Raw genomic sequence first — 13124 nt, forward strand, 5'->3', positions numbered from 1 at the left:
ATGCTTCCCGCCCCCTCTCCCGCCTCGCGCCCCGGCTGGTTCGACGGCCAGGATCCGCCGCCGGCCGCGGATCTCCAGACCTGCATCCACTGCGGGCTGTGTCTCACCGCGTGTCCGACCTATCGCACGCTCAAGATCGAGCCCGACTCGCCGCGCGGGCGGCTCTATCTCATGCGCGGGCTGTCCGAAGGTCGCATCGCCCCGAGCGATCCGCTGGTCACCCATCTCGACAATTGCCTGGATTGTCGCGCCTGCGAGACCGTATGCCCGGCCGGCGTTCCCTACGGGCAATTGCTCGAGCAGACGCGCGCCCAACTCACGCGCCGTGCCTCCGAATCCGGCCACGCGGCGTCGCCGCTCCGCATGCTCGGCCATTTCGTGCTGCGCCACGTGCTGCCGAGTCCGGCCCGCGTGAGCTCCGCGGCCACGCTCCTGTCGCTCGGCCAGAGCGGCCCGCTCGGGGCACTGCTCGCGACGCCCGCCGCGCGCCGGGCGATGCCGCGCTTCGCGAGCCAGGGGCTCGAGATGACGCCGCGCATCCTTCCGCGCCGCGAGCGCGCACTCGAGAGCGTCGAGCCCAGGCTTCCGGCCGGCGCGCGGCTCGAACGCCGCGCCGAGGCGCTGGTCTTCCGTCCAGCGGGCGCTCCGAAGCGCCGCGTGGCGTTCCACACCTCGTGCGTGATGGAGGCGCTCTTCCCCCGCATTCACCACGAGACCGTGCGGCTGCTGGTGCTCGCCGGCTGCGAGGTCTCGGTCCCCCGCGCGCAGACCTGCTGCGGGGCGCTGCAAGCGCACGCCGGGCTGCGCGACGATGCCAGATCGCTCGCGCGCCGCAACGTCGCGGCGTTCGATGCCAACGTGGACGCGATCGTCTCGCATTCGGCGGGCTGTGGGGCGGCGCTCCGCGAATCCGGCCACCTGCTCCACGACGATCCGGCCGCCGGGCGGGCGGCGAGCTTCTCGAGCAAGGTTCGCGACGTGTCCGAAGTGCTGGCGGAGGTCGGCCTGCCGGCGACCGCTCCACCGCGGCGCGACCGTGCACTGCGCGTCACCTATCACGACGCCTGCCATCTCGCTCACGCTCAGAAGGTGCGCTCGGCGCCGCGCCAGCTGCTGCGCGCGCTGCCTGGCGTCGAGTTCATCGAGCTGCCGAACTCGGACTGGTGCTGCGGCAGCGCCGGCGTCTACAACCTGTCGCATCCCGAGATGGCCGACGCGCAGCTCGGCCCCAAGCTCGATTCGATCGCGCGCGTCAGACCCGACGTGGTGGTGGCGTCCAATCCCGGCTGTCTGATGCACATGAAGCGCGGCGCCGCCGAACGCGGCGAGAAGGCCGAGCTGCTCCATTTGGTCGAGCTGCTCGGGCGCGCCCACCCGGCGCCCGGGGACGCACGCGCATGAGCGCGCCGCGCTTCCCGCTGCGCGCCGCGGCCGCGTTGTTCCTCGAGCGACAGCAGCTCGATCGGCCGCGCGCGCGGCGCCTGACCCCGGCCAGCGCCGTGAGCCTGGTGCGCGGCGTCGGCGGGCTCCAGCTCGATTCCATCAACGTGGTGGATCGCGCCCACCGCATCACGCTGTGGAGCCGGTTCGGTCCACACGATCGCGACCGCTTCGATCGGATCGTCTATCACAGGCGGCTGCTGTTCGAGTACTGGGCGCACGCCGCGTGCATCGTGCCGACCGAGGACTTTCCGGCCTGGCGGCGGCCGATGCTCGACTACCACACGCGCAATCGCGCATGGAGCAAGTTCCTCCGCAAACATGGCCCGATGCTCAAGAAGGTCGAAGCCGCGATCCGCGAGCGCGGACCGCTCGGCAGCGCCGATTTCGATCAGCCGCAGAAGAAGCGCTCGGCCGGCTGGTGGAATTGGAAGCCGGCGGCGCACGCGCTCGACTTCCTCTGGATGAGCGGCGTGATCACGTCTCATTCCCGAAAGCACTTTCAGAAGCGTTTCGATCTCACCGAACGGTTGCTGCCCGATGCGCTCGCCCGGCCCCCGTTTTCGCGGGAGAAGTTCTTCGACTGGCACCTCGACCGCTCGCTCGACGCGATGGGCGCCGCCACCGAGACCGACCTCAGTCGCTACATGACGTTTCCACGCCATTCGACCAACGATCGCCGCGCCGCTCTTAAGAAGGCGCTGCGCGCCGGCACGGTGGTCGAGGTCGCGATCGAAGGCATTGCACGCCGCTGGTTCGTGCGGCAGGGAGATCTCGAGGCGCTGGAGCGCGCCGCGCGGCGCCGAGCGGCCTCGCGAGGGACCACCTTCCTCTCGCCGTTCGACTCGTTCCTGTGGCATCGCGAGCGAACCGAGCGGCTGTTCGGCTTCGACTACACCATCGAGGTCTACGTGCCGTCCCACAAGCGCCGCTTCGGCTACTACTCGCTGCCCATCCTTCACGACGGCCAGTTGATCGGCCGCGCCGATCTCAAGACCCATCGCGCCGAGTCGCGGCTCGAGCTGAAGGCGGTTCACTTCGAGCCGTGGTTCGCGAGGGGCGAGCCGCCACCCGCCGCCCGCTGGCAGGCGGTCGATCGCGACGCCGCGCTGGCCGGCGTGGCCGAGGCCGCGCGCTCGCTGGCCGCGTTCGTGGGCGCGCGGGAGGTCACGCTCGGCGCCGTCGCTCCACGCGCGCTGCGCGCGCCGCTCGCTCGAGCGCTGGCCCACGCCCCGGCACTGCACGCCCTCGATGCGCCGATCGAAGACGACGCCGAGCAGACCGATGCCGAGCCGGCCGAAATCTAGGGCTCGGCCAAGAGCGAGCCCCGCGCGGGCACCCGGTGGAGCCGGGTCCGCCGGCTACTCGGGCAAGCCGCTGATCGACAAGCTGGGTGTCAGGCCCGAGATGGCCGTCGCCGTGATCGGGCTGGATGATCAGGGCCGCTTCCTGGCCGAGCTGCGCGAGCGGGTCGGACGCGCGCCGGCCGCTTCGGTGCGCGGGGCCGATCTGGTGGTCATGCGAGTCGATTCCGAGCGCGAGCTGGCGCGGCTCGCGAAGCTGGAGGCCGCGATTCGGCGTAACGGCGCCATCTGGGTCGTATGGCCGAAGGGCCAGCCCCACATCAAGGAGGACATGGTGCGTGGCGCCGCGCTGCGGCACGGGTTGGTGGACGTGAAGGTCTGCGCGTTCTCGGCCGAGCTGAGCGCCCTGAAACTCGTGATCCCGCTCGCGCGGCGCTGAGCGGGGCGGTACCATCAGAAAGATCAGAAAGACCACGTTCGCCACGACCTCCGACACCCCGTGAACCGCTCCTTGCACCCCGATCGCTCCATCCAGTTCGCCGCCCTGATCGTGCTCGCCGCGATCGCGGCCGCGCCCTCGACCGGCTCTCGCTTCGAGCGGGGCGCGGAAGCTCGTGGAGAGACCGAGCACGCCCCCAGCGACTGGTTCTTCTTCCAGCGCGCCTACCCGTTCGACGCCATCCCGCAGAAGAAAGTGGACGAAGCGCTCGATCAGGCGCGCGCCGATCGCGAGGCGCAGAAGGGCGCCCAGGCCGAGGCCGGCCTCCTCTGGACGCCCGCCGGCCCGTACAACATCGGCGGGCGCATCGCGGCGATCACGGCGGCACCGGGCGGCAACCCGGTCTACTTCGGCGCCGCGGCCGGCGGGATCTTCAAATCCACCAACTTCGGCGTCAACTGGACGCCGATCTTCGACCTGTGGGGCGTGTACTCGATCGGCTCGCTGACACTCGATCCCTCCAACAGCAACGTCATCTACGCCGGCACCGGCGAGTCCAACGGCGCCATCGACAACTACGACGGCGCCGGATTGTTCCGCAGCGAGGACGGAGGCCAGTCGTGGACCTCGCTGGGCCTCGCCGAGACCGCGCGCATCGCGCGCGTGGCGGTCGACCCGTTCGATTCGACGCGCATCTTCGTGGCGGCAATGGGCACGCAGTTCAGTACCGGCCCCGATCGCGGCGTGTATCGCAGTCTCGATCGAGGTGCGCACTGGTCGAAGGTGCTGTTCGTGAGCGACTCGACCGGCGCCTGCGACGTGGTGATCAATCCCGCGCATCCCGAGACCGTCTACTGCGCCACCTGGGAGCGCGTACGCCGTTACACCTATCGGCGCGCCTTCGGCCCGGAGTGCGGCATCTGGCGCAGCGCCAACGGCGGCGACACCTGGGTGAAGCTCGCCGGCGGGCTGCCAACGCCCGACGACAACCTCGGCCGGATCGGGCTCTCGATTCCGAAATTCGCGCCGTCGGTGATCTTCGCGCAGGTGACGAGCGGCGCGATCGGCGGCTACTCCGGAGTCGGCGTTTATCGCAGCCTCGACGGCGGCGTCACCTGGGTGCGCCGCGACACCGGCGCCCAGTTCGTCAACGCCTTCGGCGGCTTCTCCTGGTACTTCGGCGACCTGGCGGTGGATCCAACCCAGCCCGAGCGCGTCTTCTGCCTCGGCCAGGATCTGCTGCTCTCCACCAACGGCGGCGTCAACTTCTCGAGCGTGCTGGGCGCGACGCACGTGGACGAGCACGCCATGTGGATCGACCCGGTCGACTCGGACCGCATCTACCTCGGCAACGACGGCGGCTTCTACTACTCCACCAACGGCGGCACGGTCTGGACGCAGTCGCTCGATACGCCGATCACCCAGTTCTACGCCGGCACGGTGGACCCCTCGAACTCGAGCCGCCTGATGGGCGGTGCCCAGGACAACAGCACCTCGATCACCTCGGGGAGCCCGAACGCCTGGGGCATCATTCTCGGCGGCGACGGCTTCCAGTGCCTGATCAGCCCCGCCAATCCCAACATCGTCTACGCCGAATACCAGAACTGCTGCAGCGGCACGGGCCCGCGACGTTCGACCAACGGCGGCGCGTCGTTCGGCGGGCCCACCGGCTTCAGCTCGTCGGATCGGTACAACTGGAACAGCCCGATCGCGATGAGCCCCAAGAATCCGAATGTCCTGCTCGCCGGCAGCCAGCGCGTCTACAAGAGCGTGAACGGCGGAGTGAACTACTCGGTGGTGAGCGGCGATCTCAGCACCAATCCGGTGTCGAGCCTCGGCTACGGCACGCTCTCGACGCTCGCCATCTCGCCCGCCGACACCAATCTCTACCTGGCCGGCACCGACGACGGCCGTGTCTGGTATTCGCCCGATGCCGGAGTCACCTGGAACAACATTCAGGCCGGGCTGCCGGTGCGCTACATCACGCGCGTGACGCCGGATCGGTCCAACCGGCAGGTGATCTACGTCACGCTCTCGGGCTTCGGGCAGGACGATCCGCTGCCCCACGTCTTCCGCAGCGCCGACCTCGGCGCCACCTGGGCCTCGGTTTCGAGCAACCTGCCCGATGCCCCCGCCAACGACCTGGTGGTGGATCCGGAAGATCCCGGCACCCTCTACCTCGCCACCGACATCGGGGTCTACACGACGCACAACCTGGGCGCGATCTGGTTTCCGCTCGGCATCGGGCTCCCGATCACCTCGGTCGCCGATCTCTCGCTCTACGACACGGGCGGCGTGAAGCAGCTGATCGCCGCCACCCATGGGCGCTCGCAGTGGCGGCTCGATCTCGCGGCGCTGCCCGTGGCAGTGGAGCCTTCACCGCCCGCCGCCAGCCGGCTCGCGCTGGAGGCGCCGGCGCCCAATCCGAGCCGCGGCGAAGTTCGGATGACGCTTGAGCTGCCTTCGCCAACCGGAATCGACGCGGGGATCTACGACCTCACGGGCCGGCGGATTCGCGCGCTCGAGTCGGGCCCGCTCGCGGCCGGACGCCACACGCTGAACTGGGACGGGCGCGACCAGAGCGGGCGCTCGGTCCCCGCCGGGGTCTACTTCGCGCGCGTCGAATCCGCGCTCGGGGTCCGCTCGCGCAGCATCGTCCGCGAGCGCTGAGCGGGTCGCGGCGCCCGACCGCACGCGCCGACTTTCGCGGAGGCGGCTGCGCTCCTCGCCGAGGTGGATTTCACCCGCTCCTGACGCGGCCCGGAAAATGCTTGATTTTGGCCCGCGCCAGGACTGGCGAAAAATGGGGTCGCCTCAAAAAAGCCCTTTGAAATCGCGGGCGCGCTTGCTATACAGAGCGGCGGCCAGGACACGCGACTCGTGTCCGTCCGATTTGGGCGCCCTCCTCCCTTGAAACGCAAGGATGGCCACGCGGCCGGGCGCAGATGATCAAGGCCTCAGCGAAAGGATGAGCAGATGGCCAAGATGATGACGAAGTCGCAGATCGCGGGACACCTCGCGAACAAGTTCGATCTCAAGAAGAAGACGAGCGTCTCGATCCTCGAGGAGCTCGCGATGCTCGCAGCGAAGCAGGCGCGGAACGGCTTCGTGTTCCCCGGCGTCGGCAAGCTCGTGGTCGTGAAGCGTAAGGCGCGCATGGGCCGCAATCCGCAAACCGGCGAGCCCATCAAGATTCCGGCCAAGACCGTGCTCAAGTTCCGCATCGCGAAGGCCATGAAGGAGCTGGCCCTCAAGTAGTCCGCGACGGACTTCCGAGCGGCCCCGGGCGCAAGCTTGGGGCCGTTTCGTTTGCTCCGGCGGCCGCGCTTGCCGCGGCCCGCCGCGCGAGGGCAAGATGCGCGGGCGCGCGATCACGCGCGCAGCCCGCGGAGAATCCCCGTCATGCGCTCACTACGTGCGTGCCTCGCGATGGCACTGGTCGCGCTGAGCGTCGCGCCCCTGCCGGTCGCCGGCGCCCCCGCCCCGGTCACGCTGCACGTGTTCGCCGCCGCGTCGCTCTCGGAAGCCTTCGATGACCTGGCAAAGCAGTTCGACAAGGCGCACGCCGGATGCACCGTGCAGTTGAATCTCGCCGGATCGCAGCAGCTCGTAGCGCAGATCGAGTCCGGCGCGCCGGCCGACGTGTTCGCCTCGGCCGATACGGCGTGGATGGGGCGAATGGTTCGGGCGGGACGCGTCGCCGGCGAGCCGCTGGTATTCGCACGCAACCGGCTGGTGCTGGTGATCCCCAGGTCCAACCCCGCACACCTCGACCGGCTCCAGGATCTGGCCAAGCCCGGAATCAAGCTGGTGCTCGGCGCCGAGACCGTTCCGGTCGGGCGTTACTCCCGAGAGGTCTTGAAGAAGCTCTCGGCCGAGCCGGGCTTCGGCGCCGATTTCTCGGATCGCGTGCTCAAGAACCTCGCCTCGGAAGAAGAGAACGTGAAGTCGGTGGCCAGCAAGGTGGCATTGAACGAAGCCGACGCCGGCATCGTCTATCACTCCGACGTGACCCAGAGCGTGGCGAAAAGCACGCGCACGATCGCGATCCCCGATTCGTCGAACGTGCTCGCCACCTACCCAATCGCGGCGCTCTCAACCGCCGCTTCGCCGGAGCTGGCCCGCGCGTTCGTGGCGCTGGCGATTTCACCGGCGGGCCAGAAGACGCTCGAGCGCCATGGAATGATTGCCGCCGGCGTCGCGCGCCCGTGATCGGGCCGGACGCCCGGCGCGAACCGCGAGCCGCCAACGCCGCGTTCTCGGCCTGGGCCCTGGGCGCGACGCTGCTGCTGCTGCTGTTCCTGGCACTCCCGCTGCTCGGATTGCTCGCGCGCGTGCCGATCGCCGACCTGGCCCGGCATCTCGGCTCGCCCCACGTGCTGCAGGCGCTGCGCCTGAGCCTCCTCTCCAGCGTCGCCGCCACCGCCGTGGTGGCCTTGCTCGGCACACCGGCCGCCTACCTGCTGGCCACGCGCCGTTTCCCCGGCAAGCGCGCCATCGAGGTGCTGGTGGATCTGCCGATGGTGCTGCCCCCCACGGTGGCGGGCTTCGCGCTGCTGATGGCGTTCGGCCGCGCCGGGCTCGCCGGCCACGCGCTGTCGCTGGCCGGAATCACGCTACCGTTCACCACGCTCGGGGTGATCGTTGCGCAGGTGTTCATGGCGGCGCCCTTCTTCGTGGCGCCGGCACGCGCCGGTTTCGCGGGCGTCGATCGTCGCCTGACCGACGTCGCCGCCACGCTCGGCGCCGGCGAGCGGGAGCGCTTCTTCCGCGTGATGCTGCCGCTCGCGCGCCCCACGCTGCTCGCCGGCCTGGCGATGAGCGCGGCCCGCGCGCTCGGGGAGTTCGGCGCCACCATCACGTTCGCCGGGAACCTTCCCGGCACCACGCAGACCATGCCGCTCGCGGTCTACGTCGCGCTGCAGTCCGATCTCGACGCCGCGGTGGCGCTTTCGGTGCTGCTGCTGCTCATGTCCTTCGGGCTTCTGCTGGGATTGCGCGCGGCGCCCGCGGGCTGGTTCTGGAATCGCCACGATGCTCCAGATTCAGGTCAAGAAGCAGCTCGGTAGCTTCGCGCTCGACGTCGAGCTTGCCACCGCCGACCGCGGCGTGCTGGTGCTGGTCGGCGAGAGCGGGTCGGGCAAGTCCACCTTGCTGCGCCTGATCGCGGGCATCTTCGCGCCCGATTCGGGCAAAATCGTGCTCGAAGGCGCGGTGCTCGACGACACGGCCGAGAGCGCGCACGTGCCCGCCGAGGCGCGACGGGTGGGCTACGTTCCCCAGGACTACGCGCTGTTTCCGCACCTCACCGCGCGCGAGAACGTGGCCTTCGGCCTGCGCGCGCGCGGCGTCGCCGGCGACGAGCTCGGCGAGCGGACCCGCGCAGCGCTCCAGCGCATGGGGCTCGCGGAGCTGGCCGGGCACCACCCGGCGCAGCTCTCGGGCGGCCAGCAGCAGCGCGTGGCGCTGGCGCGCGCGCTGGTGCTGGAGCCCGCGCTGCTGCTGCTCGATGAGCCGCTCGCCGCGCTCGATCTCAAGAGCCGGCGCTCGATCCGTGCCGAGCTGCGCCGCCTGCTCGACGAGCTGCCGTGCGTGAGCCTGTTCGTGACCCACAGCCCGGCCGAAGCGCTGGCGTTCGGCGAGCAGATCGCGGTGCTCGAGAGCGGGCGGATCACCCAGCTCGGCCGCCGCGACGAGCTGATGCACCGGCCGCGCTCGCGCTACATCGCCGAGTTCCTCGGCACCAATCTGTTCCGCGCCCGCGTGCGCGCAGTCGGCGAGGGGAGCGTGGCGATCCTGGCGGTCGAGAACGGCGAGATCGCGGCCGCGCCCACCGAGCTCGAGGGCGAGGTGTTCGCGGTCGTCGACCCGCGCGAAATCACGATTTCGCTCGAGCTTCCCGAGGGCAGTGCTCAGAACGTGCTGCCCGGGCGCGTCGAGGATCTGCAGCCCGAGCCGCCCGGCGGCGAGCGGATTCGCGTGAGCCTCGCCAGTCGCCCGCCGCTGGTGGCCGACCTCACCCGCGCAGCGGTGGACCGCCTGCGCCTGGCTCCCGGGCGCGAGGTCTACGCCTCGTTCAAGGCGACCGGCGTGCGGGTCTTCATGTGACGCTGCAAATCGCCGTTGCGCACTTCCTCCGCGCTTGGCACGATGCGTCACCGTGAAGGACGAGCTCAAGCGTTGAGCGTCGCGCGCATGCGATTCGCCTGGCTCGCGGCCCTGCTCGCCGTCGCGGCTTCGCCGCGTCCGGCGGCGTGCGCGCCCTCCGCTGCGCGAGCCGAGAGCGCGGCGGTGATCCTGCTCGGCACCGGCATGCCGTTTCCCGACGCGCACGCGCAGGGCCCGGCGTTCGCGGTCGCGGTCGGTGCGCGCCTCTTCCTGTTCGACGCCGGCGCGGGCGTCATGCGACAGATGAACGCCGCCGGGCTGCCGGTGCGGAACGGTCCGATCACGGCGGTGTTTCTCACTCACCTGCACAGCGATCACACCCTCGGGCTCCCCGACGTGATCCTCACCTCGTGGGTCATGCGCAGGACGAAGCCGCTGCCGATCTATGGCCCGCCGGGTACCGCGGCGATGACTCGTTCGATTCTCGAGGCGTGGAAGGAAGACATCGCGATCCGCACCCAGGGGCTCGAGCACGAGACTCCGGGTGGCCAGCGAGTCGAGGTTCACGAGATTCGCGCCGGCGTGGTCTACGACTCGGCCGGGGTGCGGATCCGCGCGATTCCCGTGAAGCACGGCACGTGGAAAACCGCGTTCGGCTACCGCATCGACGCGCCAGGCAAGTCGATCGTCATCTCGGGGGACACCGCGCCGTGCGCCGAGATCGAGTCGGCGGCCAAGGGGGTGGACCTGCTGTTGCACGAAGTCTATCCGGCGGCCCTCCTGAAACCCGAGGACCGTCCCGGCGGAGAAGACTGGCCGCGCTACATGCGGACCTTTCACACCTCGGATCGCGAGCTGGGCGCGATCGCGGCCCGCGCGAAACCGAAACACCTCGTCTTGATCCACATCGTGCGGATGGGGGCGAGCGACGAGCAGCTGATCACCGGCATTCGCTCGGGCGGGTTCCGCGGGGCGGTCAGCGTCGGCCACGACCTCGACCGCTACTGAGCCGCGCAACCGCGGCGGCCCGATCGCCGTAGATCGCAGAACGCGCCGGGGAACGGCTGGCGGCCCCGGCGCGAATGCATTATCTAGTGCCGGTTAGGGAGGCCGTTTGACCGCGATACGAGTGGCGGACGTCAGCAAGACCTTTCGCGCCGGAAGCGTGCGCGCGCTGGATCGCGTCTCGCTCGAGATCCGGCCCGGCGAGACGTTCGGCATCATCGGCCCGAACGGCGCCGGGAAGACCACGCTGCTCGGCTGCCTGCTCGGGCTGCTGCGCCACGATTCGGGCGAGATCGCTCTCGATGGCCATCCGCCCGACGACCTCGCGGTGCGCCGCCAGACCGGCTACCTGCCCGAGCGGCTGGTGCTCGATCGCTGGATGACCGGGCTCGATTTCCTCGCCTACCACCACGCGCTGGCCGAGCTCGATCCCGCTTCGCGCGCCACCGAATGCCAGGCCGCGCTCGAGCGGGTCGGGCTCGATCCCTCGGCCGGCCGGCAGGCGATCCGCCGCTACTCGCGCGGCATGCTGCAGCGGCTCGGGCTCGCTCAGGCGCTGCTCGGGACGCCGCGCTTCGTGTTCCTCGACGAGCCGATCTCGGGGGTGGATCCCGCCGGCGTGATGCTGTTCCGGCGCCTGCTGCTCGAACTCAAGTCCACCGGCGCCACCGTGATCATCAACTCGCACCAGCTCGACGAGGTCGAGCGGCTGTGCGATCGCGTGGCGTTCGTGCGCGGCGGACAGGTGCAGTCGATCGAGACCGTGAGCGCCGGCGCCGAGCTGCGGCGCGTGCTGGCGGTGCGCTGGGCGGGCGGCGCCGCCGGCATCGACCAGGCGCGGCTGGCCGCGGCCGCCGCGCAGGCCGGCGCCGCGCTCGCGAGCGTCGCGCCGCCGACCGCGCGCTTCAGCGTCGCCGACGATGCCGGCGCCACGCGATTGCTGCAGGCGCTGCTCGGCGCCGGCGTTCCGATCGTCGAGGCCGCGCCCGAAGGCGGTCGGCTCGAGAGGTTGTTCGAGTCGCCGTCCGGCGCCGCAGGTGCTCCGCCGGCGGGAGGCACGTCGTGAACGCCACGCTGTTCGTCACCGCGCTGCGCCAGCGCTTCACCAGCCCGATCCGACTGGTGCTGGTCGCCGCGGTGTTCGCGTTTCCGCTGATGTTCATGCTGTTCTTTCCGCAGATCGGCCTGCACGCGATCCAGAGCGGAACGTTGTACGCATTCCTGCTCGGCGCCGGCCTGATCGGCCAGGAGACCAGCTCGGGCGTGATGCAACTCCTGTTCGCGCGGCCGGTCCGGCGCTGGGAATACGTCACCAGCCGGTGGCTCGCGATCGCCGCGGCGATCGCAGGGCTGGTCGCGGCCCAGATCGCGCTCGCGTCCTTGATCCTGCTCGCGCGCGGCGCCGCTCCCGATCTCGCCGACGTCCTGTTCAGCTTCGGCGACCAGGTGCTGCCGGCGCTCGCCACGCTCAGTGTGCTGGTGCTCTTCTCATCGCTGATCTCCGGGATCGGCGACGTCGCCGCCATCATCCTGTCCTTCATCAGCGGACAGGTCCTGCAGGCGATGGGCCAGTTCACCCGGCACGAGTCGGTGACGCGCGCAGGACAGGAGATCATTCGCTTCGTGGCCCCGCAGATCTCGCTGGAGGCCGTCCACGGCCTCGACTCGGTGCCGTGGTTCGAGTGGGTGTCGTACCTCTCGACCATCAGCCTGTGTCTGGCCGTCGCGGTGTTGCTGATCAACGCGCGGGAGATCTCGTATGCCTCGGAGTGAGCGCGGCGGCCCCACCCGGCGCACGCCGCTCGCGCTGCTGGTCGTGGCGGCGACGCTGCTGCTCGCGCGTCTCGGAGTCGGGATCTGGTACGAAGCTCATCCCGAAGACCGGCCCGACCTGGTGAGCTGGACGCCGGCCCCGGCCGCGGGCCGCGCCACGCCCACCGGCAAGCCGGTGCTCTACGTGTTCACCGACCCGGCGAGCAAGGACTCCCGCCGCGCCGAACGCGAGGTGTTCGCAGATCCGGCGCTGGCACAACGGATCCAGGCCCAGTTCGCACCGGTGCGCGTCGAGGGCCCGCTGGTCTCTCCCGATCCCGGGGCGCGGGAGCTGCGCGCCCGCTTCGGCGTCGAAACCCTTCCGGCGTTCGTCGTGACCAGCCCGGACGGAGCGCGGTTCCGGAAGCTCGAAGGCTATACCAGCTCGTACGCGCTGATGGATTCCTTGCGGCGCGCGCAGCTCGAAATGATGGATCTGCCGTTCATTCGCGGGAAGAGCTTCCGCTTCCAGGTCGGAACGCCGCCGCCCGGCGCGTTCCCGCCCGACAGCCTCGATCAGGTGCCGGGGCGCTGACCGCGGTAGAAGCGGACCGCGACCCGCTCGACGGTCGCCAGCCCCTCGCCCACCGCACGGTCCACCACCGGCAGGAACGCCTCGACCTTTTCGCGCGTGTCCACGAAACTCCCACCATTTCGGTAGGAGTCATCAGCCCGGTGTGGGCGGTTTCCGGCGAACTCCATCGCCTTCCGCTGCGGGGAGAAGCCTGGCAGGTCGCGGGCGGCGCCGAAACCCGGCACCGGGTCAACGCGAGGAGCGGCTCGCCGCGGCGACCGCAACCGGCTCGCTCGCGCTCTCGGCGGCGTGCGCGATCACCCGCGCCAGCTCGTCGGGACGATCGAGCATCACGAAGTGGCCGCAACCCGCGATCCTCACCGGATTCAGCTTGGGAATGCGCTGAAGCCCAAGATCCTTCGCGTTGTCGGCCCAGGTCTCGTCGTTCGGCCAGGTGCGATCCGAGAACACCGCCGTGGTAGGAACCTTGAGGGCCGACACC

14 protein-coding genes and 1 riboswitch are annotated in these 13124 nt (G+C 70.3%); of the genes, 12 read left to right on the plus strand and 2 right to left on the minus strand.

The window, feature by feature from the left end:
* From VMJ70_14425 to VMJ70_14480, 12 genes are all read left to right on the plus strand, one after another.
* Positions 1 to 1401: heterodisulfide reductase-related iron-sulfur binding cluster (locus VMJ70_14425; GenBank protein ID HTO92323.1), on the plus strand; the 1401-nt coding region annotated here is incomplete at its 5' end.
* Positions 1398 to 2747: a crosslink repair DNA glycosylase YcaQ family protein gene (locus VMJ70_14430; protein HTO92324.1), complete on the plus strand. Its 1350-nt coding sequence runs from the start codon at positions 1398 to 1400 to the stop codon at positions 2745 to 2747. The genes VMJ70_14425 and VMJ70_14430, both read left to right, overlap by 4 nt.
* 112 nt (positions 2748 to 2859) lie before the next feature.
* Positions 2860 to 3183 carry a hypothetical protein gene (locus VMJ70_14435; GenBank protein ID HTO92325.1) on the plus strand — a complete coding sequence of 108 codons (324 nt, stop codon included), beginning with the start codon at positions 2860 to 2862 and terminating at the stop codon, positions 3181 to 3183.
* A 60-nt stretch (positions 3184 to 3243) separates the two neighbouring features.
* Entirely contained in the window at positions 3244 to 5853 is a 2610-nt protein-coding gene (locus tag VMJ70_14440; GenBank protein ID HTO92326.1) for a FlgD immunoglobulin-like domain containing protein, read from the plus strand.
* 306 nt (positions 5854 to 6159) lie between these two features.
* Positions 6160 to 6441 (plus strand): HU family DNA-binding protein, encoded by a 282-nt coding sequence (locus VMJ70_14445; GenBank protein ID HTO92327.1) that lies wholly within the window; start codon positions 6160 to 6162, stop codon positions 6439 to 6441.
* A gap of 144 nt (positions 6442 to 6585) precedes the next feature.
* Positions 6586 to 7395 (plus strand): molybdate ABC transporter substrate-binding protein, encoded by an 810-nt coding sequence (modA, locus tag VMJ70_14450; protein HTO92328.1) that lies wholly within the window; start codon positions 6586 to 6588, stop codon positions 7393 to 7395.
* Positions 7392 to 8252, plus strand: a complete 861-nt coding sequence (locus VMJ70_14455; GenBank protein ID HTO92329.1) for an ABC transporter permease — start codon at positions 7392 to 7394, stop codon at positions 8250 to 8252. The genes modA and VMJ70_14455 overlap by 4 nt, the downstream gene beginning before the upstream one ends.
* Positions 8218 to 9291 (plus strand): ABC transporter ATP-binding protein, encoded by a 1074-nt coding sequence (locus VMJ70_14460; GenBank protein ID HTO92330.1) that lies wholly within the window; start codon positions 8218 to 8220, stop codon positions 9289 to 9291. The genes VMJ70_14455 and VMJ70_14460 overlap by 35 nt, the downstream gene beginning before the upstream one ends.
* A gap of 72 nt (positions 9292 to 9363) precedes the next feature.
* Complete coding sequence (locus tag VMJ70_14465; protein HTO92331.1) at positions 9364 to 10299, plus strand: MBL fold metallo-hydrolase; 936 nt, start codon at positions 9364 to 9366, stop codon at positions 10297 to 10299.
* A 106-nt stretch (positions 10300 to 10405) separates the two neighbouring features.
* On the plus strand, positions 10406 to 11362 hold the full coding sequence (locus VMJ70_14470) for an ABC transporter ATP-binding protein (GenBank protein HTO92332.1): 957 nt from the start codon (positions 10406 to 10408) through the stop codon (positions 11360 to 11362).
* A complete protein-coding gene (locus tag VMJ70_14475; protein ID HTO92333.1) occupies positions 11359 to 12069 on the plus strand; it encodes an ABC transporter permease subunit in 711 nt (236 codons plus the stop codon). The genes VMJ70_14470 and VMJ70_14475 overlap by 4 nt, the downstream gene beginning before the upstream one ends.
* Positions 12056 to 12643, plus strand: coding sequence for a thioredoxin family protein (locus VMJ70_14480; GenBank protein HTO92334.1), 588 nt, complete (start codon positions 12056 to 12058; stop codon positions 12641 to 12643). Before VMJ70_14475 ends, VMJ70_14480 begins: the two co-directional genes overlap by 14 nt.
* On the opposite strand, the gene VMJ70_14485 is transcribed toward VMJ70_14480, so the two are convergent.
* Both VMJ70_14485 and VMJ70_14490 read right to left on the minus strand, forming a co-directional pair.
* On the minus strand, positions 12625 to 12747 hold the full coding sequence (locus tag VMJ70_14485) for a hypothetical protein (protein HTO92335.1): 123 nt from the start codon (positions 12745 to 12747) through the stop codon (positions 12625 to 12627). The two genes, VMJ70_14480 and VMJ70_14485, sit on opposite strands and share 19 nt — an antisense overlap.
* A 12-nt stretch (positions 12748 to 12759) precedes the next feature.
* Positions 12760 to 12823: riboswitch (Fluoride riboswitch) on the minus strand.
* Between the two features lie 48 nt (positions 12824 to 12871).
* Positions 12872 to 13124, minus strand: a 253-nt coding sequence (locus tag VMJ70_14490) for a hypothetical protein (GenBank protein HTO92336.1), incomplete at its 5' end; no start/stop codon positions are given.

Origin of the sequence: Candidatus Sulfotelmatobacter sp. (assembly GCA_035498555.1) — a bacterium.
Classification (GTDB): Bacteria; Eisenbacteria; RBG-16-71-46; order RBG-16-71-46; family RBG-16-71-46; genus DATKAB01.

Bases quoted from the DNA above. Each gene is read 5' to 3' on its own strand.
- VMJ70_14430 (HTO92324.1), top strand. From the start codon at position 1,398: ATGAGCGCGCCGCGCTTCCCGCTGCGCGCCGCGGCCGCGTTGTTCCTC.
- modA (HTO92328.1), top strand. From the start codon at position 6,586: ATGCGCTCACTACGTGCGTGCCTCGCGATGGCACTGGTCGCGCTGAGC.
- VMJ70_14460 (HTO92330.1), top strand. From the start codon at position 8,218: ATGCTCCAGATTCAGGTCAAGAAGCAGCTCGGTAGCTTCGCGCTCGAC.
- VMJ70_14480 (HTO92334.1), top strand. From the start codon at position 12,056: ATGCCTCGGAGTGAGCGCGGCGGCCCCACCCGGCGCACGCCGCTCGCG.
- VMJ70_14445 (HTO92327.1), top strand. From the start codon at position 6,160: ATGGCCAAGATGATGACGAAGTCGCAGATCGCGGGACACCTCGCGAAC.